The organism is Flavobacterium nackdongense (assembly GCF_004355225.1).
Classification (GTDB): domain Bacteria; phylum Bacteroidota; class Bacteroidia; order Flavobacteriales; family Flavobacteriaceae; genus Flavobacterium; species Flavobacterium nackdongense.
Window position 1 is genome coordinate 178,318 of sequence record NZ_CP037933.1, and the last position, 26,300, is coordinate 204,617.

A 26,300-nucleotide genomic window follows, 5' to 3' on the forward strand; every position below is an offset into this window, starting at 1 on the left:
TGTTATAAATAATCTAAAGTTATACTTTGTAACGAATATGGTTTATGTTTGTATTGCTGTAATAAGTGGTATTTAAATAAAAAGTGAAAATGAATTTGAAAGATTTATTAGATAATAGTTTAGACAAAAGTCTATCCGATCAAAAGTGGCACATGCTGAGACAAACCATAGTAAAACGCTTGCTATCCAGTGGAAACGCCACAATTACTGAGCTGAGTTCGGAATTGCAATCGAGTGTGCCTACAGTAACAAAAGCGGTTAATGAATTATTGGCAGAGGGCTATATGATTGATATGGGGAAAGTCACCAATAGCGGTGGCAGACGTCCTTCCTTATATAGTATCAATCCGACTTGCGCCTATTTTATGGGAGTCGAAGTGAATATTTCGGACCTTTCGATTGGATTGCAAAACATTAAGAATGAATTTGTCAGTATCGAAATGGGGACTTCTTTTATTCTGCAAAATACTCAAGAATCACTAATGGAGTTTTGCGAAATTCTGAATTCATTTATCGAAGATAGTTCTGTTGCCAAAGATATGATAGTGGGAGTTTGTATAAACTTTTCGGGTCGTATCAATTCGATGGAAGGCTTTAGTTATAATTATTTTTATAGCGAAAACAGGCCCTTGACCGAAATTATTTCTGAGCAGTTGACTATTCCGGTTCATCTAGAAAATGATACAAGAGCCATGGCTTTTGGGGAATATAGGGAAGGAGTGGTCGATCACGAACAGAATATTATATTCCTTAATTATAGTTGGGGAGTGGCGATTGGGATGATCACCGATGGTAAACTCTATTATGGAAAATCTGGATATTCAGGAGAATTTGGTCATAGTACCATTTTTAATAATGAAATAATGTGCCAATGTGGCAAATTAGGTTGCTTAGAAACCGAAATTTCAGGTTGGTCGTTGGTAAAACAATTTCAAGAAGCCATAAGCCAGGGCAAGCAATCCAACGTCAGTATTGACGAAAATCTTTTGGGCTTACAGCATCATGTCATTATAGATGGAGCGGTCAAACTCGAAGATAGTTTGTGTGTGGATTTGGTCACCAAACAAAGCGAGAAAATAGGAAGGTATCTTTCGATTTTGCTCAACATTTTCAATCCCGATTTGTTAGTAATCGGCGGCGATTTTGCGCGCCTCGGTGATTATGTGCTCTTGCCAATTCAGGCGGCTTTGAAAAAACATTCGCTGGGTTTGGTCAATCGCGATATGAAATTAAAAAAATCTACTTTAGGCAGACGGGCCGGTGTAATAGGTGCTTGCTGTATTGTCAAGGAAAAAATGCTATCTCCTTTATTAAGTAAATAGTACTTCAGTAGCAACAATTAATAAATTTTTTTATTAATTGTTGCTTTGTTACTAAAAATTTATATATTTGTTGTGTTGAAGCAATATATCAATTTTTATGTATCAGAAATTCTTTTTCTTTTGTTTGTCAATTTTTCTTTTGCTCTCTTGTACTAGAGTCAATGCGGATATTCGATTGAGTGCTGCTCCCGTACCTGCCATAAAAGGAGTTTGGGTTACGAATGTGGCTTCGGACGCTTTAGATTCAAGAGCGAAAATTACAGAAACGGTTGCTCTTTGTAAAAAATCAGGAATTACCGATATTTATGTGGTTTGTTGGAATAGGGGGCGCACTTTGTACCAGAGCAAAATCATGAAATCCATTTTCAATCTACCTATAATGGAGCGTTTCGGAAGCAGAGACCCTTTGCAAGAAATGATTGAAGAAGGACATAAAGCAGGTATGCGAGTTCATGCTTGGTTTGAGTTTGGTTTCGCTTCCTCTTATGGTGAAAATGGCGGTGCTATCCTAAAAAAATTTCCAGACTGGAAAGCGATTGACAACAAAGGGAATTTGGTTTCAAAAAATGGTTTTGAATGGATGAATGCAATGCATCCTGAGGTTCAAAATTTTATTCTGTCCTTGGTTCTTGAAGTGGTTCAAAATTATGATGTCGATGGTATTCAAGGGGACGATCGTTTGCCAGCCATGCCTTCACTAGGTGGTTACGATAAATACACTCTCGCTTTATACAAAAAGGAACATCAAGGAAATCTTCCTCCCAATGATTATAAAAATGCGGATTGGCTTACTTGGAGAGCCGATAAATTAACGTTTTTCTTAGGGAAATTGTATAAAGAGGTCAAAGCAATCAAGCCCAAGATGATAGTGAGTATGGCACCTAGTATCCATCCTTGGGCCAAAGAAGAATACCTGCAAGATTGGCCTACTTGGCTAGCAAAAGGCTACTGCGATTACGTCATTCCGCAAGTGTATCGAAAAACGATCGAAAGTTATACCAGCACGCTTGAGTCCCAACTGAAATATCTTCCTGCGAATCAAAAAAGCAAATTCTTTTCGGGAGTGCTTCTTCAGGTTAATGGTGTCAATCCAAGTCCAGAATTTCTCAAAGCGATGATTGAAGCCAATCGAAAATTAGGCATTCAAGGAGAGTCTTTCTTTTTCTATGAAGGACTGAAAGCGTTTCCGGACTATTTTTCAAAGGAATACATTAAAAAATAGTTTTAAAATAGAATTATTAAGCTTAAACTTTTGGGTACAATTATATATAATTAAGAATAATACAAAAATCAAAAATTAAACACATAGATACATAGGGAAAAGAGATGGATAGACCAATTCTTGGTTGCACAAAGCTATGTTTTACTCAAACAAAGTGAAACGCCTTTATACATTTAAAAAGACTATGAATCTATGTGTTTAAAAATAATTAAAGTTGAATTGGCCATAATAGGTTAAAAATATAGAAAAATGATTTACCCTTTTTGCAAATGAAGAAAAGAGCTTTAGCCTTAGATGCCTTACGAGGAATCGCCATCATCGGCATGATTCTTTCGGGTCAAATGAATCTCACTCATTTGCCTGCTTGGATGGCGCACGCGCAAGTTCCACCGAATGCCTCTTTTGATCCTTCTATTTTTGGGATTACCTGGGTCGATTTGGTTTTTCCTTTTTTTCTTTTTGCTATGGGAGCAGCTTTTCCGTTTTCTTTGGGAACCAAAATAGATAAGGGAGAAAATAAATACAGACTTTGTTGGGATTCTTTTGTTAGAGCGATTCAATTGGTGTTTTTTGCCATCTTTTTACAGCATATGAAACCCTTTGTAATAAGCAGTTCGGTGGATTCGGCTTCCTGTTTCATCTCGCTTTTTGCCTTTGGATTAATGTTTTTAATGTTTGCCAATGATATCATTCCTTTTTTTAGCAAATTCAAATATGGGACTTGGGGAGTTAAATTAGCCGCATTTTTTATGGGTTTTATACTAATGTACAATTTGGAATATACCGGAAAAAAAACAACCGATTTTGATCTTTATTTTAGTGATATTATTATTATCGTTTTGGCAAATATGGCCTTTTTTGCTAGTGTCATTTATATTTTTACCTACAAAAAACCGAACTATCGATTGCTCGTGCTTCCTTTTGTAATGGCAGTATTCTTGGCTGCTGCCAATCCGGGTTGGGTAAAATTAGTGTATGATTTTACGCCGGCACCTTGGGCATACTCTTTTTATTATCTCAAATATTTATTTATAGTTATTCCAGGAAGTTTGGCTGGGGAATATTTGTACCAATGGATCAATTCCGATTCAAATGAGCTTTCTGAAACATCCAATAGGCAGGCGTATTTGATGGCTTTTACAGCATTGGCGCTTATTGTTAGCAATGTAATTTTCTTATTCACACGCCAACTTGAACTCAATCTCTTTTTGACAATCATTTTATTGGGGAGCGGTTATTTTATTTTAAAATCAAATTCCTCGAGTTTTGGTGTTTTTTGGAAAAACCTTTTTACCGTGGGGGCCTATTGTTTGCTGCTGGGCTTGATTTTCGAAGCTTATGAAGGCGGAATCAGAAAAGATCAATCTACGTATAGTTACTATTTCGTAACTTCGGGATTGGCCTTTTTTGCACTACTCTTCTTTTCGGTAATCTGTGATTATTTCAAAAATATAAAATCGACCAAATTCTTAGTATTGGCGGGACAAAACCCAATGATAGCATATGTTGCCACTGCTTTGGTAGTGATGCCAATTTTGACTTTACTACGCCTTACCAATTATTTTGATGTTTTTAAAACTGGGGCTTTTATGGGCTTTTTGCAAGGAGTACTGCTGACCACATTAGCGATTATAATAACAATGTATTTCTCTAAAATCAAATGGTTTTGGAGAACTTAAAACAACAATTCGAATTATCATATGAAAATTAATATTCTAGTTTTCTTTTTATTCCTAATGGGATATTCTCAGAATCACTCCAAGAAAGAAGTCGATGTATTGATCATAGGCGGTTCTACTAGCGGAACTTCTGCTGGGATTACGGCTGCTCGACTTGGTGTGAAAACGCTAATTGTCGAAGAAACGCCTTGGATTGGCGGGATGTTTACCGCTCAAGGTGTGGGCGCTTGTGATGGAAACCACAATCTGCCTTCCGGTATTTGGAATGAATTCAGAGAAGCATTACGAGCTCATTATGGCGGGGCACAGGCATTGGAAACAGGTTGGGTGAGCAACACCCTTTTCGAACCCTCAGTAGGGAATATGATTTTCAATCGAATGGCTGCGAAAGAAAAAAACTTAGAAATTATTCACGGTTTTTTCATTACAGAAATAGTAAAGGTTGGAAACCATGTTAAAGGAGCCATTTTCAAAAATGAGCAAGGTAAAACACTTGAAGTAGTCGCTAAAGTAACCATCGATGCAACAGATATTGGCGAAAGCTTAAAAATGGCTGGTGCAGCCTACCGTTTGGGAATGGATTCGAAAACGGAAACTCTGGAAGCCAACGCACCCCAACAACCCAACGACATCGTTCAAGATTTGACTTGGGTGGCAGTTTTGAAAGATTTCGGCCCAAATGCAGATAAAACTATCGCAAAACCAAGTAATTATAATCCCGAAAATTTTAAAGGTTCTTGTGTTGAAACCGTAGATAATATCAAAATTGATTGCAACAAAATGTTGACCTATGGTAAATTACCCAACAATAAATACATGATCAATTGGCCTACCAAAGGAAATGATATTTATTTGAATGTGGTCGAAATGTCAAGAGAGGATCGAAATGCAGCACTTCTCAAAGCAAGAAATTATTCCTTACAATTTGTTTATTATATCCAAAATGAGTTAGGTTATAAAAATTTAGGTTTAGCAGATGACGAGTTTAGAACCACCGATTTATTAGCTTATGCACCCTATCATCGTGAAGGGCGAAGACTCAAAGGAGTATCTTTTTTTACTTATAATCATGTAGCCGAACCCTATAATCAGAAGGAGTCTTTGTATAAAACGGGTATTTCGGTGGGCGATTATCCCGTAGATCACCATCACAAACAAAACCCCAATGCCCCAGATTTAGGTTTTCCTCCAGTACCTTCTTATTCGATTCCTTTAGGAGCCTTGATTCCCGAAAAGGTAAACGGATTTGTTGTTTCAGACAAAGCGATTTCGGTTTCTAATTTGATTAACGGTGCCACACGTTTGCAACCCGTGGTGTTGCTCACAGGCCAAGCCGCAGGAACATTGGCCGCGTTGAGTGTAAAGGAGAATAAAGAAGTTCGAGAAGTTTCGATTCGTAAAGTACAACAATCTCTTTTAGGTCAAAAAGCGTATATCGCTCCTCTTTTCGATATAAAACCAACCGATGCCGATTTTGAAACAATTCAAAAAATTACTGCAACAGGGATTTTAAAAACAAAAGGCGAAAACTACAAATGGGCCAATAGAACTTGGTTTTCTCCAAGTGCTACGATGACGATTGAGGAATTTACGGAAGGCTTACATCAATTTGATTCTAAAATTATCGTACAAAAAAAACAAGAGCTTTTGACGGAACTCGAAGCGGTAAAAATTTTAAAACAAGCAGGCGGAAAATTTGTTGCGAAGTCTAAGTTTTCTAAAAAAGCAATCACTAAAAGAGAGTTGGCAAAACTCATCGAAGAAAGCCTACATCCATTTGATAGAGAGATCGATTTTTCAGGGAATCTAAAAAAATAACAGTAGGGTTTTATAGACAGTAATATATTAATTTTAAATACAAAGCATCAATGTTGAAAATTGAAAACGAGATCAAACAAGAACATCACACAGACCGTGATTTATCTCAGTATGCCAAATTGTATCAGAAAGAATTATTGGAACAAATCATTCCGTTTTGGGAAAACAATTCGATTGACCACGAATTTGGCGGCTTCTTCACTTGTTTAGACCGACAAGGAAAAGTTTATGATACCGACAAGTTTATGTGGTTGCAAGGCAGGCAAGTTTGGTTATTTGCTATGCTGTACAACAAAGTAGAGCAGAAGCAAGAATGGCTTGACATCGCGCTTCACGGAGCCGAATTCATGCTGAAAAATGGCCGAGATGCGGAGGGCAATTGGTATTTTTCGCTCAATCAAAAAGGGGAACCTTTGATAGAACCCTATAATATTTTCTCCGATTGTTTTGCCGCTATGGCTTTTGGCGAATTGTATAAAGCCACCAACAATTCTGAGCATAAAGAAGTAGCTGTAGCCACTTACAATAACATTATTGCCAGAAAAGAGAATCCAAAAGGGAAATGGAGTAAAGCGCATCCTGGGACAAGAGATTTGAAAAATTTCTCACTTCCAATGATTTTATGCAATCTATCCTTGCTTTTAGAAGAAGTTTTGGGTAAGGAAAATGTGGATAAAATGGTACCACCATTAATCGAGGATATAATGACCAATTTCTTAAACAAAGAACACGGAATCATTATGGAGAACATCTATCCCGATGGCCATCTTTGTGACAGTTTCGAGGGAAGGCAAATCAATCCCGGTCACGGAAATGAATCGATGTGGTTTTTGATGGACTTAGCGGTTCGTTATAAAAATCCTGCGTTGATCCAACAATGTGAGGAAATTTTGATTCGCACTACAGAATTTGGTTGGGACAAAGAGTTTGGCGGCATATACTACTTTTTAGACATCAAAGGACATCCTATGCAAGAGCTGCAATGGAATCAAAAATTGTGGTGGGTGCATATCGAAACGATGATTTCTTTTGCCAAAGCCTACAAATTAACAGGAAATCCAAAATGCAAAGAATGGTTTTTGAAATTACACGACTATACTTGGAATCATTTCCGTGACAAAGAATTTCACGGCGAATGGTTTGGCTATTTAACCCGAGAAGGAAAACCATTGCTTGAGGCCAAAGGCGGAAAATGGAAAGGCTGTTTTCACGTGCCTCGAGGCTTGTACCAATTATGGAAAACCTTAGAATAAAATAACTAACTATAAATTAACTCAATAAAAATCAATTAATTATGAAAAGAAGAATTCTATTTTTACTGTTGTGTTTGTTCTCTCTCGCAGTCGAGGCACAAACAAAACAAATAAAAGGAACGGTTTTAGACCCAGACGGATTTCCACTCGTGGGAGCCAGCGTTGCAGTGTCGGGAACGAAAAACGGCACATCGACCGATTTGAATGGTAATTTTGAAATGAAAATTCCTGCAGATGCAACCACCATCAATGTAAGTTATGTTGCTTACGGCACGATGTCATTTTCTGTCGCAGGCAAATCGTATGTAAAAATCCAAATGCAATCCAATAAAATCGAAATGCAGGAAGTGGTTGTTGTTGCCTATGGTACGCAAAAGAAAGCGACTTTGACCGGTGCGGTTGGAATGGTAAAAGGAGCCGATTTGAACAAACGTTCTGTAGTTTCGTTATCTACGGCTTTGCAAGGAACAATAGCGGGTGTTACCGTACAACAAGGTTCTGGTGAGCCTGGAGCTGATGGTTCGAGCATTCGAATTAGAGGATTAGGTTCTTATAAGGCCGGGCTTTCTCCATTGGTTTTGGTGGATGGCATCGAAATGGATATCAACCAAGTCGATATGAATGCAGTAGAATCGGTTTCTGTATTGAAAGATGCTGCATCGGCATCTATCTATGGTTCTAGAGCTTCAAACGGGGTGGTCTTGATTACGACCAAAAGAGGAAAAGAGGGTAAACTTAAGGTATCATTTGATATGTATTCTACTATCCAAACACCTACCAATATGCCAAAGGTTCTGAGAGCTGCCGATTTTCTTCAGGCGGAGCTGAACTCTTTAGAAAATGCAGGAATTGTCATTCCAGCTGACCAAAGAGCTCAAAGAGAACAAATGATTTTTGATCAAAGAACCTACAAACCAGACAATTGGAATCGATACGATACCGATTGGAAAAATGCTACCATAAAAAACACTGCTTTACTAACGAATTACAGTTTTGCACTTTCAGGGGGTAATAAAGATTTTAAATATTCTGGGACTATTTCAGCCTTAGACCAAGGCGGGTTAATCGAAACCAATAACTTTAAACGTCTTAACATCAGAGTAAATACAGATGCTTTTATTAGACCTTGGTTGAAATTCAGCAACGAAATTTCCTATAGAGTTTCAGATCAATTAACGCCGGGAATTTCATCACCAAAAGCAATTATCAATAAATCATTGTATATGCTACCCACCTTATCTGCCGTTACAGAACTGGATGGCTATTGGGGCTATGGTAAAAACGGAGACAATCCGGTAGCCAATGCAGCTGCTTCAGGTTCAAGAACTGTAAAACGACCTGAATTGTTGTTCAATGCAACGCTTACGGCTACTCCTATCAAAGATTTAGAAATATTGGGCCAATACAGTTATAGAAAAACGGAATCGAGAGGGACTTATATTACAACCCCTTATTTTACCTCTTTGAGAGGAGTGTACCTAGGGGCTTTTCCCGGCACAGATGGCGTAAGTGAAACTTGGGCGCAAACGGTTCGTAATTTTATTAGAGGTCAGGTTTCCTATGCAAAAGACTTTGGTTTGAGTAAAACAAAAATACTGGTAGGTACCCAAGTCGAAGACAATTTGAACACTGACTTTAGTGCTTCAAAAAACTTATTCGAATTGGATCGTTATTACTTAGATAATGGAGATGCAAAAACAGCTACGGCTAGCGGAGGCGCTTCCAATTGGGCTATGGCATCTTTTTACGGAAGATTTAATTATGATTATGACGATAAATATCTTTTTGAAGCAACTGGTCGTTATGACGGTTCATCCCGATTTACGGAAGGAAATGTATGGGGATTTTTCCCATCAGTTTCGGCGGGATGGGTAGTGAGCAAAGAAAAATTTATGGAATCGATAGAAAATTATGTGAGCTTTTTTAAATTGAGAGCTTCGTATGGTCTTCTTGGAAATCAAGAAATTGGGAATTATCCTTACGCTACATCAATTGACCCCGGTTACAGTTACTGGATAGATAAACAAGTGGCTACAGGAGTAGCACAAACTACTTTGGCTAATCCAGATGTCACTTGGGAGAAATCGCAACAAGTCAATTTTGGTTTGGATGCTTCGTTTTTTAATAGAAAATTAGCCGTTACTTTCGATTATTATATCAAAGATGTTTATGATATGTTAATAGATTATCCTTTACCCTATTATGTTGGTTTAAATCCTGGAAACACTAATGGTGGTGATATGCAAAACAAAGGGTGGGAAACTAACTTGACTTATAAGGGGAAAATTGGCGAATTTAACTTTGGTATTACCGGAACCTTGAGTAACAATGAAAATGAAGTAACTAAACTTTACGGATTTTTCCCAAATAGAGCACTAACAGTAGGTTATCCACAAAATGGAATTTGGGGCTATAAGACCGATGGATATTATGTTGATGCCAATGATGTGGCTAATTCACCAAGATTATCGAATTCAGCCAAACCAGGCTATGTGAAATATGTGAAAATGGATCCAAGTGGAGCAAATCCTACTATAATTGGAGAGAGTGATAAAGTGTACTTAGGGGATCCTTTCCCACATTTCGAGTACGGATTGAATTTAACGGCGAATTATAGTAATTTTGACTTAACGGTGTTTTTTCAAGGAGTGGGAGAACGAAAAGTAATGATGAGCGGAATAGGTGTTAGACCTTTCTTTAACGGTTCTAATCTTTTTACACATCAATTGGATTCTTGGACGCCAGAAAATCAAGATGCCGAATACCCAATATTAGTGCCAGAAGCCAACTCAGCTGATAATTTTGTCACTTCCGACAAATGGGTGCAAGATGGAGCTTATTTGAGATTGAAAAACGTGGTTTTAGGCTATAGTATGCCAAAATCATTTTTAGATAAAACAAAATTAGACGGTGCTCGATTTTACCTGAGCGGACAAAATTTATTTACGATCAGTAAATTCTTTAGTGGGTATGATCCGGAAGTAAATTATGGAGGTAGCCTTGGAGGTGAATTTTACCCTATAATGCAGACGTTTACATTTGGTGCTAACTTTAAATTTTAAGAAAATGAAATTAATTAAAAAAACGATAATAGGATTAAGCCTTTTAGCAGGCTTTGCATCTTGTGAGGATTATTTAGATAAAGAACCCTTAAGCGAATATTTGTCTTCTAATTTTTATAATAATGAAGCGGCAATCAAACAAGGTACAAATGGAGTCTATCAAGGAATGTATATGGAAAGCAGTCTTTTGCCTTTTTGTACACTGTATGATATGTACACTCCGATGGGTATCGAAAGATCAGACAATAGTAGTATTGGAGTAGGGAATATCCAATTGGAATCTAGTTTTGTGGTAGAAGGGCAATGGGCAAGATTTTACACAGGTGTTGCCCGATGTAATAACGTTTTAGAAGGTTCGGCTCCTTATCTTGGGGAATTGAGCGACAAGGCAAAACAGTATTTGGCCGAAGTAAAAGTAGTAAGAGCGATGCATTATCATTATCTGATTTCGCTTTATGGTGATGTTCCTTACTTTACAAAATCAGTTACAGAGGAAGAACAAAAAAGCATTGCAAGAACACCTTGGAATGAAATTGCTGATAATCTAATACAAGATTTGGATGATGCTAGTGCTTTTTTACCGTGGCAAACTAATGAATTAGGACGTGTTGATAAATCCTTTGCACTAGGTCTAAAAGCCAGAATCGCTCTTTATGCCGGTTCTTGGCACAAAGAAGGTTTTGGAAAATCAGGAATCAAAGATGCTGCCAAAGCCGCTGTTTATTTTGACATCGCTGCCAAAACTGCGCAAAAAATTATCGCGGAGTCTGGAAGATCATTAAATCCTAATTTTAATGACTTGTTTACAAGAGCAGGACAACTTACAGCTGCTTCTAAAAAAGAAAACATTTTAGGAATTGCCTATTCGGATCAAGCTTCAAGAAAATACCACTACCAATCTTTTGGGGAAATTGCTAGAACAGCCGGAGGACAATCAGGTCGTTTTCCAACCCAATTATTAGTAGATACCTACGAAATGGCTAACGGAAAAAGAATTGATGAACCCGGTTCAGGATACGATCCCAAGAATCCTTTTGCCAATAGAGATCCACGTTTGAAAATGTCTATTTATACCCATAAAGACAGGATTATTTCTAATAATGGTGGGGTGAAATTGAACATCGTAATGGAATTGTATAACCCACAAACCTTATCCTACGATGCCTTAGGAAATTCAAAACTAATTTCCAACCTTGACTATACAGGTTCTGTAGCGCAGTTCGGTTACATCCAGAGTGGAGTAGGCTATTTGTGGAAAAAATACAACTTTTTTGATGATGAAATTGTATCTGAGCCTACTTATAATATTTTGTTGATGCGTTATGCTGAAATCTTATTGATGTATGCTGAAGCCAAAATCGAATTGAATCAAATAGATGGTAGTGTAAGAAGTGCGATTAATGAAGTGCGAACCAGAGCAGGAATGCCTAGTACCACTTTAACAGACCCAATCAAATTAAGACAATTGGTGCGTAGAGAACGAAAAGTCGAATTGGCTAGAGAATCGGGTTTGCATTTCTTCGATATGAGAAGATGGAGAACAGGAGCCTTAGAAAATGCCGAAAAAACCTATGGCTTCCCAATTGCTACTGGCGTTACTGCAACCAATTTCCCTGATGGCTACACCCAAGTTACTCCTGATATGGTGCCTAGTTATGGAGCAGCAGGTTCAGCAAGAGATTTGAATGATTTGGCTTTATATGCTGCTTATGGATCGAAATTGCGTCAAAGAGATGCCGACAGACCTAAAAACTGGGATGATAAATTCTATTTGTGGCCAATACCTCAAACCGAAAGAAACAAAGCGCCTTGGCTCACTCAAAACGAAGGCTACGGTCAATAAAACAGTTGGTTTTTCAGGAGAAAATCGACGTTCTCCTGAAAATTAATTGTTTTTGAAAACTTAAATAAAATATAAAAATTAAAAATATGAAAAAAGTATTTTACATCCTATTCAGTCTTTTTGTACTCTCTTCTTGCGAGGTGAGTTATCTGGACGACCGAGCCTACGAGCCTGCCAAAATTGTAGCAGTCAAAATCGATAATGCTCTTTATACTATTGCAAATACGGGTACTAAAGAAGCGAAAGTAGTTCTTAAACCTGGTGTTAATCTTACAGCCTTGAAAACTGAGATTTTAGTAGCCAATGGCGAACTACTCAATTTTGAAAATGGAGTGCCTCATGATTTATCGAAACCTATTGATATTCAGATTAAAGGTAAAGATGGAGCTACAAGTACCTGGAAAATGATTGTTCAATCTCCGCCATTGTTAGTGAGTTTAGATGTGGTGGGATTACCGCTATCAAAAGATAAAATCAATTTTGGAAAAACGACCATTATCGTGCAGGTTCCTGTGGGAACTGATATTACAAATTTAGCTGTTTCCTACGGATTTTTGAATGGTACTATGACCAATTTTATCAATGGAACACCAAAAGATTACACCGTTTCTCCATCAAAACCACCCTTCAAATTATTGGTTTTAGGTGCCGATGGAACTACTACTTATCCGTACGATGTGATCTTTACATCCGATGCCGTGGGACCAGCCCAAATTAAAGGAATGGTAATCAATGGAGACACTACTTCAGAGATGTTAATCATTGACGCTGCCAAAAATATCGTTCAACCGGTAGTTCCTTATTTGACTGCTTTTAATGATGCAACGATCCAATTGATAACCGGTTTCGGTAACGTAGTTGATCCAGGATTCAAAACGACCAATGTCGATTTATTGAAAAGTATTAAAGTGAAAATTACCGGCACAAATGGTGTTGAAACAGAATTCACTATTATGAATCCTTTAATTAGCAATACGCCACTATTAGAAAAATCGCACGCTTCCTTTAATTTTGCTGCCAATGCTGGTTCTTCTGCCGCTTGGAGTGGAAATAATATTGTGATTGCTACCAATGCGATGAATGCAGGAGCAACGCCAGTTTTGGGAATCAATGCCTATGACTTGGCTGGAAATTATTTGAATGGACTTGCTAAAACAGGTACTAATTTTGATGGTGGAGCCGTAACAGGAATTCGTAAGTGTGCCACCGATAATGATGGTAAAATACTTGGCGTACAATTGGGCGCTGGGGCAGGATCAACAACGACGCTTTCTATCTTCAAATGGAATTCCATTACCGATCCTGCACCAACGGCTTATATCACCTACACGCAAACCAGTCTTGGATTAGCGTATGCACCAAGAAGTGCGGGTATCAATATCTCGGGTTCCTTAGACGGAAACGCCACTATTACAGTTCCAATTTCGGGAAAAACAGACGTATTTGTTTGGACCGTGACCAATGGGGTTTTAAATCCAACGCCTGTAGCTAAGGCATTTCCTTATGCTGCAGCCGGTAACTATTATAGTGTGCAACCTACTGAAGACGGTTTTGTAGGAGCTGCAACTGGTGTCAATTTTAATGGTGTCAATTTGATGGGTACTTCTCTTACCGAAAGCGCTAAGATTTCGGGTGCTGCCACTTCCGATGCCAAAACCATTACCTATAAAGGAAGAAAATACATTGCTTATGTCGCATTTGTAAATAGTAAACACGTGTTTAGAATTATAGATTATACAACACCGAATACGTATTCTTTAGAAAATCCAATTATGAACATAACGGGAGCTACGGTTGGAAATGGTAATATAACGGTAGATGCTGATTTTAAAGTGATCAACAACAAACTTCACGTCTTGTTTTATGGAACAAATGACAGATTAGCGGTTTATAAATTAGAACAATAAATAACTTTCAGAGCGGCTTTGGCTGTTGTGGCAATGCCGCTCTTTATTAAAAATTGATACTTATGAAAAAGATTTTAATGTTAGTTTCCGTACTGGTTATTTCTTGTACAACTTATGAAACACCACCAACTGTTAGTCCAAATCCAAAACCAGAAGTGGTAAAAGGAATCAAAGGAGTTTGGGTTACCAATGTGGCTTCAACAGCTTTGAACTCGCTTGCCAACATTAAAGAAACGGTGCAAACCTGCAAAAAGTCAGCAATGACCGATATTTATGTGGTGGTTTGGAATAAAGGTAGAACTTTGTATCCAAGTGAAATTATGAACAAAGAATTCGGAATTCCTATTATGGAAAGTTTCGCCGGAAGAGATCCTCTACTCGAAATGATTACCGAAGCACACAAAGAAAAACTCAAAGTCCACGCTTGGTTTGAGTATGGTTTTTCTTCCTCCAATACCAATATTGCGGGTCCAGATGTTATTCTTGATAAATATCCAGCTTGGGCTGCCAGAGATGCCAGCAAAGCCATTTTGGTTTCGAGCGGTGGTTTCAAATGGATGAATGGAATCAATCCTGACGTTCAAAATTTTATAAAATCATTGGTGCTAGAAGTGGTGAAAAAATATGAAGTCGATGGGGTTCAAGGAGATGATAGATTGCCTGCAATGCCAGTAAAAGGAGGCTATGACGATTACACAGTACAATTGTATAAAACCGAAAATGGTGGAGTTGCGCCTCCTGCAAACGAAAACACTACCGCTTGGATTGACTGGAGAACCAATAAATTAACAGATTTTCTAGGGGTTTTATACAAAGCGGTAAAAGCCGTAAAACCTAATGTAATAGTTTCTTCTGCTCCAACAGTTTCACCTTGGGGAAAACAAAACTATTTGCAAGATTGGCCAACTTGGTTGGACAAAAAATATTGTGATTATGTGATTCCACAATTGTACCGTTATGATATTGCCGGTTATGAGGCTACTTTGAAATCTCAAATCGCAGCCATCAAAAACAGTGGGGATAAAAATAAATTTTACGCTGGTGTATTGATTCAATCCGGAACTTGGAATGCCTCAAATGAGTATGTGAATCAAATGGTCAACCTGAACAGAGCCAACGGAGTAGGTGGGGATTGCTTTTTCTTTTTTGAAGGTTTGAAATACAATTCCGAATATTTTACAAAAATTTATCCTACGAAATAAGTAGTTTATGGTTTTGGTTTTTAATTATGTAGAGTAAATCAGATTAGACAACTCCTTAAAAGTTGTCTAATCTATTTCTAAAACAAGCTTAATGCGAATGAGTAAATTGGTAATCATATTTCTTTTTTTCGGTTGTATTGGTATTGGGTTTTCGCAATCCAATCCATTTCCCTTTGCTTCAAAACAAGCAAGAGAAAAGCTTTTGATTAAATTAAACGATTCGATTATTAACCCATCGGCCAACGATTTTTTAGCCAATAAAAGAATTAATTGGGAAAGTTACGCTTGGGCAACCGCTTATATTATTGATGAATCCAAACAAAACTTTGCCGTTTTAGAAAAAGCATTAAAAGAGTACAATCAACTCTCGAAATCCGATTTGCAAAAAGTATTCGGATCCGTTTTTGCCTGTTTTCCAAATCAGTTTGTACCTGAAATCAGAATTATTGCCAATGGCGAATCGGAGAATGAAAAGATTTTTGCCACAGCTGTAAATTATTTAGCCCAGAACAAAGTTGAGGTAAAACAGCTCTTGGAATCTAAATTCAAGAACAGCAATCATCCGATTATTCAAGCCTTACGAAATCAATTTCAGCCAAATTACAATCCAATTTCGATAGCGGATTTAGAAAGTATCATTCGTTTTAACAAAGATAAAAAAAGCAAATTTTTATATTCCATTCAACACCAAGATCGCAACAAAGTAGGCAAGGTTTTTATTCAAACGGAAAGCGGATTGTTGGTAAAAGAAAACGGAAAAGTGATATTCATTGACCAATTGGCTCGCAGCGCCACGAATTTACCAATGTACATTACCAATGGGAATACACCCGTCGGCCTTTATAAAATTAATTCTTTGCATAAATCCGAAAATGTTTTTATTGGACCCAGCTTGGCTTTTGTTACTTTTTTGCCTTTTGAATGTGATGCTGCTACTTTTTTTAATTCGCCAACAACCAAATTTACTTTAGAAAATTACCTAAGTTTTTTTCCAGCAACCCTTCAGAAAAACACACTTTTACAACAAACTTTCTGGGCCGGAAAAGCGGGTCGAACTGAAATTCATTTTCACGGCACTACGATAGATCCAAATTTGTATATTGGCAAAGAATTTTACCCACAAACGCCTTCAATGGGTTGTTTGTGTGTTAATGAAACTTGGGATAAGCAGGGAAATTTAATAGAAAGCGGCCAACAAAAATTAGTCAATACGTGGTTGAAAACACCCAATGAAAAAGGCTACGCTTATGTGCTGGAACTCCAAGAATCCGATTGGAAAACATTCGAAGAAAAAATGAATACATTATAATTATACGATGAAGAAAATCATTCCTTTATTGCTTCTGGCGTTTTTGTTTACTTCTTCTTCAAAAGAGGGAAAACAAAGTGCTAACCAAGTCACGCAATTTGTCAATCCATTCATCGGAACGGGAGGACACGGTCATACTTTTCCTGGTGCAGTGGTGCCTTTTGGAATGGTGCAACTCAGTCCCGATACACGAACTAACGGCTGGGATGCCTGCGGTGGTTATTATACAGATGATAAAAGTATTCTGGGTTTTTCGCACCGTCATTTGAGCGGAACGGGAATGACCGATTTTGCCGATGTACTCTTCACACCTTTCATTGGTAAATTGAAAATGCAGAACGACACGCTTCAAAAATATTATCCTTTGGCATTCTCGCATCAAAACGAAATCGCAAAAGCAGGGTATTACAAAGTTGCTTTCGATAATGGCATCCAAGTCGAACTCACAGCATCAACAAGAGCGGGTTTTCACAAATACCAATTTCCAGCGGGCGAGTCAGGAATTATTATCGATTTGCATCATAATTTACACAATCAAAAAGTACTGCAATCGAATATCGAAATTATAAGCAATACCGAAATTCGAGGAATGCGTCTTACCGAAGGTTGGGCAAAAAGAGATTACGTTTATTTTTATGCCAAATTCGACAAGCCTTACACGGTTAAATTATACAAGCAAAACAAAGAAGTTTCCGGAAACACGCTAAACGACGAAAATGTAAAAGCAGTTTTGACTTTCGATAATCCAAAAGAAGTCAACGTAAAAGTGGGCATTTCTCCGGTGGACGAAAAAGGTGCTTTGAATAATTTAGATACTGAAATACCCGATTGGGATTTTGAGAAAGTGCGAAGTTTAGCCAATGATTCTTGGGAACAACAATTGCGAAAAATAATAGTGGAAGGCGGTTCGAATGACGAAAAAATCATCTTTTATACCGGTCTGTACCACGCTTTTATTCATCCATCAACCTATTCAGATGTCGATAAAAGATACCGCGGTCAGGATTTGAAAATTCACACTTTAGAAAAAGGAACTTATTATACTGTTTTTTCATTATGGGACACTTTTCGCGCTCAAATGCCATTGGTGAGTTTAATTCAACCTTCAAAAACCAATGAATTTATTAATTCGATGTTGCTCAACTACCAGCAAGGTGGCTTGTTGCCAATGTGGGCACTTGCCTCTAATTATACCGGCACAATGATTGGAGCACACGCCACCTCAATAATTGCCGATGCGTACACCAAAGGAATTCTGGGTTACGATACGGACTTGGCGTACAAAGCGATGAAGCGCTCTATTCCTTATGACACGACAGGAATCAAAGTAAATCATCCTGCCATTTGGGAATGGTTGATGACCAAAGGCAAAAAGTACAACGAAGAAATTGGTTTTATTCCCGCAGATAAGGACGTGATTTTCGCCACTTCAAGAGGATTAGAATATGCGTATTGTGATTGGGCTTTGGCACAAGTAGCCAAGGATATGAACAAAAACGAAGATTATAAATGGCTTTCGGAAAGAGGAACTCGTTACAAGAAATACTTTGATCCAACAACTGGTTTTATGCGTGCTCTAGACAGCAACGGAAAATTCATTGGGCCATTTAATCCTTCCTATTCCAATCATATGAACAGTCCCTATTGCGAAGGAAATGCTTGGCAATGGACTTGGTTTGTTCCCCAAGATGTTCCGGGTTTGATCAATTTAATGGGAGGAAAAAATGCTTTCGAGAAAAATTTAGACGCACTTTTTAACACTAAAGCGGTTGTTGAAGGTGAAGAAGCATCAGCAGATATTTCAGGTTTAATCGGTCAATATGCCCACGGAAACGAACCAAGTCATCACATTATTTATTTTTACAATTACATCAATAAAGCATTCAAAACTCAAGAATTGGCGGATAAAATTATGAAAGAGCAATACCGTAATGCTCCCGATGGTTTAACCGGAAATGAGGATTGTGGCCAAATGTCGTCTTGGTATATTTTTAATGCGTTAGGTTTTTACCAAGTGGCTCCGGGCGATCCAACCTACACGATTTCGAGACCTTTGTTTGATAAGGCCAATATTACACTTGAAAACGGAAAAACATTGATAATAAAAGCACAAAACAATAGCGCCCAAAACAAATATGTTGCTTCAGTAAGTTTAAATGGCAAACGATTAAAAACGCCATTTTTCAGGCACGCCGATATTGTAAATGGGGGCGAAATGGTTTTTAAAATGACGGATAAAAAACAATAAATAAATCGTGATGAAAAATTACATTCTTTGCTTTATCGTGATTTTTGGAATTTGTTCCGTAATGGCTCAAAACTCAAAATCGGTTGATTATAATATTATTCCGCTTCCTCAAAGTAGTGTTTTGGGAACAGGAAAACCCTTTATTCTTTCGGCAGCAACCCAGATTTCATATCCTAAAAACGAGAAAAATTTGGAGCAAATTGCCACTTTTCTATCCGAATACATTTTAAATGCAACTGGTATAAAAGTTTCAGTTACGAATTTGCCAATACTTAAAAATGGAATTATATTACAGTCAAATTTCAAAAACGAAAATAAGGAAGCTTACCAATTCGATGTTACTCAAAATAAGATTCTAATTAATGGTAGCACGGGAGCCGGAACCTTTTATGGCGTTCAGTTGCTTCGTAAAGTATTGATGAGTTCCGATTCTAAAACTCAAATCGAATTGCCCAACGTAACTATTGTTGATTATCCACGTTTTGGCTATCGCGGAATGATGCTGGACGCTTCGAGACATTTTGCCCCAGTTGATTTTGTGAAAAAGTTCATCGATATTTTGGCGTTGCACAACATCAATACTTTTCATTGGCATTTGACAGACGATCAAGGTTGGCGTATTGAGATTAAAAAATATCCAAAATTGACCGAAATTGGGTCCAAAAGAGCCGAAACGCAGGTTGGAAAAAATAAAAACGAATACGATGGCAAGCCACACGGCGGTTTTTATACCCAAAATGAAATTAAAGAAATCGTAGCCTACGCCCAAAAAAGATACATTACCATAATACCAGAAATAGATTTGCCAGGACATATGATGGCGGCATTAGCCTCTTATCCTGAACTGGGATGCAAAGGAAAAGAGTATGAAGTAAGAAAAAATTGGGGTGTTTCTGAAGACGTTCTTTGTGTAGGAAACGAAAAAACCTTTGCATTTCTAGCAGGTGTTTTTGAAGAAATGGTTCCTTTATTTCCTTCAAACTATTTTCATATTGGCGGCGACGAATGTCCCAAAACCAGTTGGAAAAATTGCCCAAAATGTCAAGCTAAAATCAACGAACTCGGTTTGATAAAAGACAGTAAACATTCTGCTGAGGAAAAATTGCAAAGTTATTGTATCAGCAAAGTGGAGAAATTCTTGAACGCTAAAGGGAAAAAAATTATAGGTTGGGACGAAATCCTCGAAGGCGGAATTGCTCCAAACGCAACGATTATGTCCTGGCGCAGTTTTCAGGGCGGAATTGAAGCTGCACAACAGGGACACGATGCTATTATGACGCCAAGTTCCCACTGTTATTTTGACCATTATCAAGGCAATGATACCAAATCCGAACCTTTGGCCATCGGTGGTTACACCAGTATCGAACGCGTATATTCTTTCGAGCCCGTTCCTGAAGTCTTAACTAGTGAGCAACGAAAACATATTATTGGTGCACAAGCCAATCTTTGGCGCGAATATATGCCCACTTCTGACTATGTTGAATATATGATTTTGCCCCGAATGGCTGCATTGAGCGAAGTATTGTGGACCAAACCAGAAAAGAAAAATTACTCTGATTTTTTAACTCGATTAATGAATCTTTTACCCATTTATGATGAATTGAAGTATAATTATGCTAAAAACATCCTGGAGGTTTCGCCGCAAATCACGATGGATACTCAGAATTCAAGTTTGATTTTGAGCTTGAAAACCACCAGCAAAGATCCAATTTATTACACTTTGGATGGAGCTGATCCAACTGTTACTAGTGAAGTTTATAAAAAGGATATTAGCATAAAAAATTCGGTTACCGTTAAAGCGGCGGTTATTGGTTCAACCCAAAAAAGTAAAATTTTCGAGCAAGCATTCGAATTTAATAAGGCAACATTGAAGCCAGTCATTTTGAAAAATCAACCTACAGAAAAATACCGATTTAACGGTGCTCAAACATTGGTCGATGGAAAGAACGGCACAACGGTTTTCAGTACAGGCGATTGGATTGGTTTGTACAATCAAGATTTTGAAGCCGTAGTCGATTTAAAAAACATTCAAGAAGTGACTCAAGTGGAGATGAATACTTTTATTTCTGCTAATGATTGGATTTTTGGACCCAAACAATTCATAGTTTCTTTGTCTGAAGATGGAACAAATTTCAGTCCGATTTTTGGTCAGGAAATTGAAATAGCAACCCAAGGAGAGAATCCTAAAATTTTGAATTTGAAGGCCAGTTTTGGAAGTAAAAAAGCAAGGTACATCAAGATTGTAGCACCTATTTTCGAAAAAATTCCAGCTTGGCATTATGGCGCGGGCCAACCCACTTTTATATTCGTAGATGAAATAACTATAAAATAAGATTTATATAATGAAATGCTTTAATAATTCTGGTGGCGTAGTTGCCCTTTTTCTCCTAACTTTTTTTAGTAGTTGTTCCGAGAGTTCCTCTCAGGCTCAGCCCGTACCTTCTATTAGTTTGGAGGAACAAATTAAAACTAGATTTTATGGTGAAGTTTTGCCACCAAGTTCTTCTAGTTGTTTTGCAGGGGCTTATTATCGAAAAGCAGTTTCGAGTAGGGATTATTGGTTAGGAATAGGAGGAACGGTGGTTTTGCCCACTTTGACTTATGATTTAACACGCGAAAACCCAAACAAATTGGGAACCTATTTAGACAATGCTTCCATTTATCTCGGTGGAACCTCAGACGATCAAGAAACGGATATCGGGATGACTTGGGAAGTCATTCGGGAAGCCGATGGCAGTGTGAGCAAGGAACGCAAGGCATTTCGACCTTTTATGCGTCGCACCAGTCACAAATCGGGACAAGCTGCAGTGTATCAAAATGCGCCAGCTATCAGCAATTATTATTGGTATCCGGGCGAAACGATCGCGATGAGTATTGAGGTGATTGAAGCAAAAAAAATAAAATTTATTGTCGAAGGAGCCGGAAAAAGATACGAACAGATTTTTGAAGCAGATGGCTATCAAAAAGAAATTATGGCCAATTACAAAAGGGTAAATGCTATTGATCAAGTTGCGAATGAGGGAAAACCAGTTCAGCCGACGACAGCCAAAGTAACAGGCGCAAAATGGCTAGACGTATATTTGTTTCGTTCTGCCAATTCACAAGTGGTAAAAGCACCTATGCATTCCAAAAGATTTACCGATATGCAATGTCCTGCAAAAACTTATTTTACGTTAAGTACAAGTGGTGAAAGTGGAGAAAATATAGATATTTTTGGTTCGAAATAAATGGAAATCTTAACAACGAGTAAAAATGGAAAAACGATAATTCAATTTTCTAAAACCTATGAGGTTTCAAAAACCTCATAGGTTTGAATGAGAAAAAATATAAAATACTATCAAAAAATAACACCGATTATGAAAACAAGAAGAGATTTTTTAAACAAATTAGGAGTAGGAGCAGCTTCGGCACTGAGTATTCCGCTTTTGAGTTCTTTTGAAAGTGGTTCAAGCAATGAAATCATCGATACCCCTAATTCAATTATAGATACAAAACCTAAATTTATTGTCCCTGCTGGAAATGCTTTGAAAATCACCGGTACTTTTCTCGACGAAATTTCACACGACATACCACATCAAAACTGGGGTGAAAAAGAATGGGATCGCGATTTTGCCCATATGAAAGCGATCGGTATCGATACGGTAATTATGATTCGTTCTGGTTATCGAAAATTTATTACCTACGACTCTGCTTATTTAGTAAAACAAGGCTGTTACAAACCATCTGTCGATTTATTGGAAATGTATTTGCGTTTGGCCGACAAGCACAAACTGAAATTTTATTTTGGTCTGTATGATTCAGGCAAGTATTGGGACACGGGCGATATGACTTACGAAATTGAGTCCAATAAATTTGTAATCGAAGAAGTTTGGAAAAAATACGGGCATTTCAAAAGTTTCGGTGGTTGGTACTTGAGTGGCGAAATTAGCCGAAAAACCAAAGGTGCCATTGATTCATTCCGCACTTTGGGACAGCTTTGTAAAGATGTTTCAGGAGGTTTGCCCACGTTTATGTCTCCTTGGATTGATGGTAAAAAAGCAGTAATGGCCGCTTCGGGAACTTTATCTAAAACCGATGCCGTTTCAGTTCAGGAACACGAAAAAGAATGGGGTGAAATTTTCGACGGAATCAAAGGTGCTGTCGATGCTTGCGCTTTCCAAGACGGCCATATCGATTATGACGAATTGGATGCTTTTTTCTCGGTTAATAAAAAATTAGGTGACAAATACGGTTTAGAATGCTGGACCAATGCCGAAACTTTTGATCGCGATATGCCCATCAAATTCTTCCCAATCAAATTCGAGAAATTGCGCTTGAAATTAGAAGCCGCCCAAAGAGCCGGTTTCCAAAAAGGAATTACTTTTGAGTTTTCCCACTTTATGAGCCCACAATCGAGTTATTTGCAAGCGGGACATTTGTATGATCGATACAAGGAATATTTTGGAATGAAATAAAAAAGATAAATTATATTTTGAATTAAATAACCAATAATTAACCAACCAAAAAAATGAATACAAAAAAAGAGAATATAGGCTATGTAATTTTCCTTTCGATAATAGGAGCAATAGGAGGATTCCTGTTTGGTTATGATGTAGCCGTGATTTCAGGAACCATCGAACTAGTTACCCAACAATTCCAATTGGACACAGTCTCTGTGGGCTGGTATGTGGGTTGCGCCCTTATAGGGTCTATTATTGGCGTTGCTTTTGCAGGGAAAATCGCTGATGTTTTGGGTAGAAAATGGACGATGTTATTGGCTGCTACTTTATTTACATTCTCAGCAGCGGGCTGTATGTTTGTTACCAGTTTCGAACCCCTGATTTGGTGTCGTATTCTCGGCGGTATGGGAATAGGAGTGGCCTCTATTGTTTCGCCCCTCTATATTTCCGAAGTAGCTCCGGCGCGATTCAGAGGTACTTTGGTAACTCTGTATCAATTAGCCATTACCGTCGGAATTGTGGCTTCTTATTTTGCCAATGCTGAGGTTTTGCAATGGGCTACTACCGGACAATTTGAATCCGAAGCGATGAAAACTATTTTCCAAACCGAATATTGGAGAGGAATGTTGGGCTTGTGCGCCGTACCTTCATTACTTTTCTTTCTAATTATATTTTTTATACCTGAAAGTCCAAGATGGCAAATTGCTAAAAACAATAGTGTGGCTGCTTTAAAAACATTAACCCAACTTTTGGGTACTGAAGAAGCATTGGCTCAAGTGGAAATCACCAAAAAATCACTGTTGAAAAAGGAAAAATCAAACTGGAGAATTTTATTCCAACCAGGCTATCGCACAGCTTTATTTATTGGGATGAGTTTGGCTATTTTGGGTCAATTTATGGGGGTAAATGTGATTTTCTATTATGGCCCAATAATATTCAAAGAAGCGGGAATGGCAGCCCAAGGTTCTCTTGATTTTCAAATAGTGATTGGAGTAGTCAATGTGCTTTCGACCATTTTAGGTATGTACTTGATAGATAAAATAGGACGAAAAAAACTGGTTTATATAGGGGTTTCAGGAATGTTTCTGATGCTCGTAGCTATCGGTTTTTATTTTAATATGAATATTGGCAATCCTACTATTTTATTGTATTTAATTATTGCTTATGTTTTCTTCTGTGCGATTTCAATTTGTGTGGTGATTTGGGTGTTAATATCCGAAATGTATCCTGTAAAAGTGCGTGGTTTGGCGATGTCTATGGCAGGTTTTTCTCTTTGGATAGGAACTTATTTGATAGGTCAATTGACTCCTGTACTACTGGAATCATTGAGTCCAGCCATCTCTTTTTGGTTATTTGCTGTAATGTGTATCCCATATTTTCTGATTACCTATTTCTTCGTCCCAGAAACTACGGGCAAATCATTGGAAGAAATTGAAGACATCTGGATTGCACATTAAGAAAATGGTGCTACTGGATTTTGTGTGAAAATCAAAACATTTAAAAATAAATTACAACTATTTTAACCATTAAGAAAATTAAGATAGGCAGTATGCTTACTGATACTTAATGTCCTTAATGGTTTGAGAAAAAGAAAAAGAAATGAATGTTCACAACATTTCCTGTAGAGCAAAAAAAGCACTAAAAATTAAACTTAAATTTTAAAACAAATCAATAAATATGAATAGCATTTCGTCGCAAGAACCCAAAAAACCAACATCCATTCTCAATGCAGCCGTAATTGTGGCAGCCTTAGGCTATTTCGTAGATATTTATGATTTATTGCTTTTCGGGATTGTGCGTACCGATAGCTTAAAGGACCTCGGAATTACTGGCGATGCCATTCGGAATCAAGGGGAATATCTGATCAGTATGCAAATGTTCGGAATGCTATTTGGTGGTATTTTATGGGGAATTCTAGGTGATAAAAAAGGGAGAATATCAGTTTTATTTGGCTCAATTTTGATTTATTCGGTCGCCAATATCGCTAACGGAATGGTGCACACGGTCGATGCTTATGCTTTTTGGAGATTAATCGCGGGTATCGGACTTGCTGGCGAATTGGGAGCCGGAATAACCTTGGTGGCCGAATCTTTACCCAAAGAAAAACGCGGTTACGGAACTATGATTGTAGCTTCGGTTGGGGTTTCTGGAGCTGTGGCTGCCTATTTGGTGTATCAAATTTTTCAAGATTGGCGCCTATGTTATTATGCGGGAGGCGTTTTGGGAATTTTATTATTGTTTTTGAGAATAGGGGTTACCGAGTCGGGAATTTTCAAAAAAACGATGGAGAAAGAGGAATCTAAAGGAGATTTTTTGTCTTTGTTTACCCATAAAAAAAGATTTTTCAAATACCTGAATTGCATTCTTATCGGGATGCCGCTTTGGTTTTTGGTGGGAATATTAATTACTTTTTCTCCTGAATTTGCCAAAGCACTTGGAATTCAAAATGCGGACACCGTCGAAGCGGGAAAAGCTATTGCTTTTTGCTATTCGGGCTTAGTTTTTGGGGACATCCTTAGCGGTTTGTTAAGTCAATGGTTCAAAAGCCGTAAAAAGATTATGTATGTTTTTCTGGTTTTTAACCTGATTATGATTTTCGTTTATTTAAATGCATTCAATATATCTTCAAGTCTTTTTTACTTTCTATGCTTCTTGATGGGAACATCAGTAGGGTATTGGGTTTTATTCGTAACGATCGCAGCCGAGCAATTTGGAACGAACATTCGAGCGACGGTAACCACTACAGTTCCTAATTTTGTTCGAGGTGCTCTACCACTGATTATTTTCGTTTATGCCTTTTTTAGAGATTCAATTTTCGATGGTAATATCCTGTTGTCGGGTATGGTCGTTGGCTCTGTAATAACAGTTATTTCCTTATTTTCTTTGTCGAAATTAAAAGAGACTTTTTCAGTCGATTTAGATTATTCCGAAACGGTATAGATGATATTCGAGCGATGGGCTGCAATGCCAGCTACTTATTTTGCTCGGATTTAATT

Annotated in this window: 16 protein-coding genes; all 16 read left to right on the plus strand. The window is 37.7% G+C overall.

Annotated features, from left to right (window positions below; all coding sequences use genetic code 11):
* Nucleotides 1-89: 89 nt before the first annotated feature.
* Nucleotides 90-1,322 (plus strand): ROK family transcriptional regulator, encoded by a 1,233-nt coding sequence (locus E1750_RS00805; RefSeq protein ID WP_133274926.1) that lies wholly within the window; start codon nt 90-92, stop codon nt 1,320-1,322.
* A 124-nt stretch (nt 1,323-1,446) separates the two neighbouring features.
* Nucleotides 1,447-2,544 carry a glycoside hydrolase family 10 protein gene (locus E1750_RS00810; protein WP_227873932.1) on the plus strand — a complete coding sequence of 366 codons (1,098 nt, stop codon included), beginning with the start codon at nt 1,447-1,449 and terminating at the stop codon, nt 2,542-2,544.
* 269 nt (nt 2,545-2,813) lie between these two features.
* Entirely contained in the window at nt 2,814-4,223 is a 1,410-nt protein-coding gene (locus tag E1750_RS00815) for a DUF5009 domain-containing protein (protein ID WP_133274928.1), read from the plus strand.
* A gap of 21 nt (nt 4,224-4,244) precedes the next feature.
* A complete protein-coding gene (locus tag E1750_RS00820; protein ID WP_133274929.1) occupies nt 4,245-6,041 on the plus strand; it encodes an FAD-dependent oxidoreductase in 1,797 nt (598 codons plus the stop codon).
* 50 nt (nt 6,042-6,091) lie between these two features.
* Complete coding sequence (locus tag E1750_RS00825) at nt 6,092-7,294, plus strand: AGE family epimerase/isomerase (RefSeq protein WP_133274930.1); 1,203 nt, start codon at nt 6,092-6,094, stop codon at nt 7,292-7,294.
* Between the two features lie 41 nt (nt 7,295-7,335).
* A complete protein-coding gene (locus E1750_RS00830) occupies nt 7,336-10,356 on the plus strand; it encodes a SusC/RagA family TonB-linked outer membrane protein (protein WP_133274931.1) in 3,021 nt (1,006 codons plus the stop codon).
* Nucleotides 10,357-10,360: 4 nt separating this feature from the next.
* A complete protein-coding gene (locus E1750_RS00835; RefSeq protein WP_133274932.1) occupies nt 10,361-12,199 on the plus strand; it encodes a RagB/SusD family nutrient uptake outer membrane protein in 1,839 nt (612 codons plus the stop codon).
* Nucleotides 12,200-12,285: 86 nt separating this feature from the next.
* The gene (locus E1750_RS00840; protein WP_133274933.1) at nt 12,286-14,106 is read left to right on the plus strand and encodes a hypothetical protein; all 1,821 of its coding nucleotides are present in this window, start codon (nt 12,286-12,288) and stop codon (nt 14,104-14,106) included.
* Nucleotides 14,107-14,168: 62 nt separating this feature from the next.
* Nucleotides 14,169-15,308 carry a glycoside hydrolase family 10 protein gene (locus E1750_RS00845; RefSeq protein WP_133274934.1) on the plus strand — a complete coding sequence of 380 codons (1,140 nt, stop codon included), beginning with the start codon at nt 14,169-14,171 and terminating at the stop codon, nt 15,306-15,308.
* 97 nt (nt 15,309-15,405) lie between these two features.
* Nucleotides 15,406-16,617: a hypothetical protein gene (locus tag E1750_RS00850; RefSeq protein ID WP_133274935.1), complete on the plus strand. Its 1,212-nt coding sequence runs from the start codon at nt 15,406-15,408 to the stop codon at nt 16,615-16,617.
* A 7-nt stretch (nt 16,618-16,624) separates the two neighbouring features.
* Nucleotides 16,625-18,865 carry a GH92 family glycosyl hydrolase gene (locus tag E1750_RS00855; RefSeq protein ID WP_133274936.1) on the plus strand — a complete coding sequence of 747 codons (2,241 nt, stop codon included), beginning with the start codon at nt 16,625-16,627 and terminating at the stop codon, nt 18,863-18,865.
* A gap of 10 nt (nt 18,866-18,875) precedes the next feature.
* Nucleotides 18,876-21,197, plus strand: a complete 2,322-nt coding sequence (locus tag E1750_RS00860; protein ID WP_133274937.1) for a glycoside hydrolase family 20 protein — start codon at nt 18,876-18,878, stop codon at nt 21,195-21,197.
* A gap of 10 nt (nt 21,198-21,207) precedes the next feature.
* Nucleotides 21,208-22,092, plus strand: a complete 885-nt coding sequence (locus E1750_RS00865; RefSeq protein ID WP_133274938.1) for a hypothetical protein — start codon at nt 21,208-21,210, stop codon at nt 22,090-22,092.
* Nucleotides 22,093-22,221: 129 nt separating this feature from the next.
* On the plus strand, nt 22,222-23,319 hold the full coding sequence (locus tag E1750_RS00870; protein ID WP_133274939.1) for a DUF4434 domain-containing protein: 1,098 nt from the start codon (nt 22,222-22,224) through the stop codon (nt 23,317-23,319).
* A gap of 53 nt (nt 23,320-23,372) precedes the next feature.
* Complete coding sequence (locus tag E1750_RS00875; RefSeq protein WP_133274940.1) at nt 23,373-24,761, plus strand: sugar porter family MFS transporter; 1,389 nt, start codon at nt 23,373-23,375, stop codon at nt 24,759-24,761.
* Nucleotides 24,762-24,981: 220 nt separating this feature from the next.
* Nucleotides 24,982-26,244, plus strand: coding sequence for an MFS transporter (locus E1750_RS00880; protein ID WP_133274941.1), 1,263 nt, complete (start codon nt 24,982-24,984; stop codon nt 26,242-26,244).
* The last annotated feature ends 56 nt before the right edge of the window (nt 26,245-26,300 follow it).

Excerpts from the sequence above, each read along its gene's own strand:
- E1750_RS00875 (WP_133274940.1), top strand. The coding sequence starts at position 23,373 with ATGAATACAAAAAAAGAGAATATAGGCTATGTAATTTTCCTTTCGATA.
- E1750_RS00805 (WP_133274926.1), top strand. The coding sequence starts at position 90 with ATGAATTTGAAAGATTTATTAGATAATAGTTTAGACAAAAGTCTATCC.
- E1750_RS00820 (WP_133274929.1), top strand. The coding sequence starts at position 4,245 with ATGAAAATTAATATTCTAGTTTTCTTTTTATTCCTAATGGGATATTCT.
- E1750_RS00850 (WP_133274935.1), top strand. The coding sequence starts at position 15,406 with ATGAGTAAATTGGTAATCATATTTCTTTTTTTCGGTTGTATTGGTATT.
- E1750_RS00825 (WP_133274930.1), top strand. The coding sequence starts at position 6,092 with ATGTTGAAAATTGAAAACGAGATCAAACAAGAACATCACACAGACCGT.
- E1750_RS00835 (WP_133274932.1), top strand. The coding sequence starts at position 10,361 with ATGAAATTAATTAAAAAAACGATAATAGGATTAAGCCTTTTAGCAGGC.
- E1750_RS00855 (WP_133274936.1), top strand. The coding sequence starts at position 16,625 with ATGAAGAAAATCATTCCTTTATTGCTTCTGGCGTTTTTGTTTACTTCT.
- E1750_RS00880 (WP_133274941.1), top strand. The coding sequence starts at position 24,982 with ATGAATAGCATTTCGTCGCAAGAACCCAAAAAACCAACATCCATTCTC.
- E1750_RS00860 (WP_133274937.1), top strand. The coding sequence starts at position 18,876 with ATGAAAAATTACATTCTTTGCTTTATCGTGATTTTTGGAATTTGTTCC.
- E1750_RS00870 (WP_133274939.1), top strand. The coding sequence starts at position 22,222 with ATGAAAACAAGAAGAGATTTTTTAAACAAATTAGGAGTAGGAGCAGCT.
- E1750_RS00865 (WP_133274938.1), top strand. The coding sequence starts at position 21,208 with ATGAAATGCTTTAATAATTCTGGTGGCGTAGTTGCCCTTTTTCTCCTA.
- E1750_RS00845 (WP_133274934.1), top strand. The coding sequence starts at position 14,169 with ATGAAAAAGATTTTAATGTTAGTTTCCGTACTGGTTATTTCTTGTACA.
- E1750_RS00840 (WP_133274933.1), top strand. The coding sequence starts at position 12,286 with ATGAAAAAAGTATTTTACATCCTATTCAGTCTTTTTGTACTCTCTTCT.
- E1750_RS00830 (WP_133274931.1), top strand. The coding sequence starts at position 7,336 with ATGAAAAGAAGAATTCTATTTTTACTGTTGTGTTTGTTCTCTCTCGCA.
- E1750_RS00815 (WP_133274928.1), top strand. The coding sequence starts at position 2,814 with ATGAAGAAAAGAGCTTTAGCCTTAGATGCCTTACGAGGAATCGCCATC.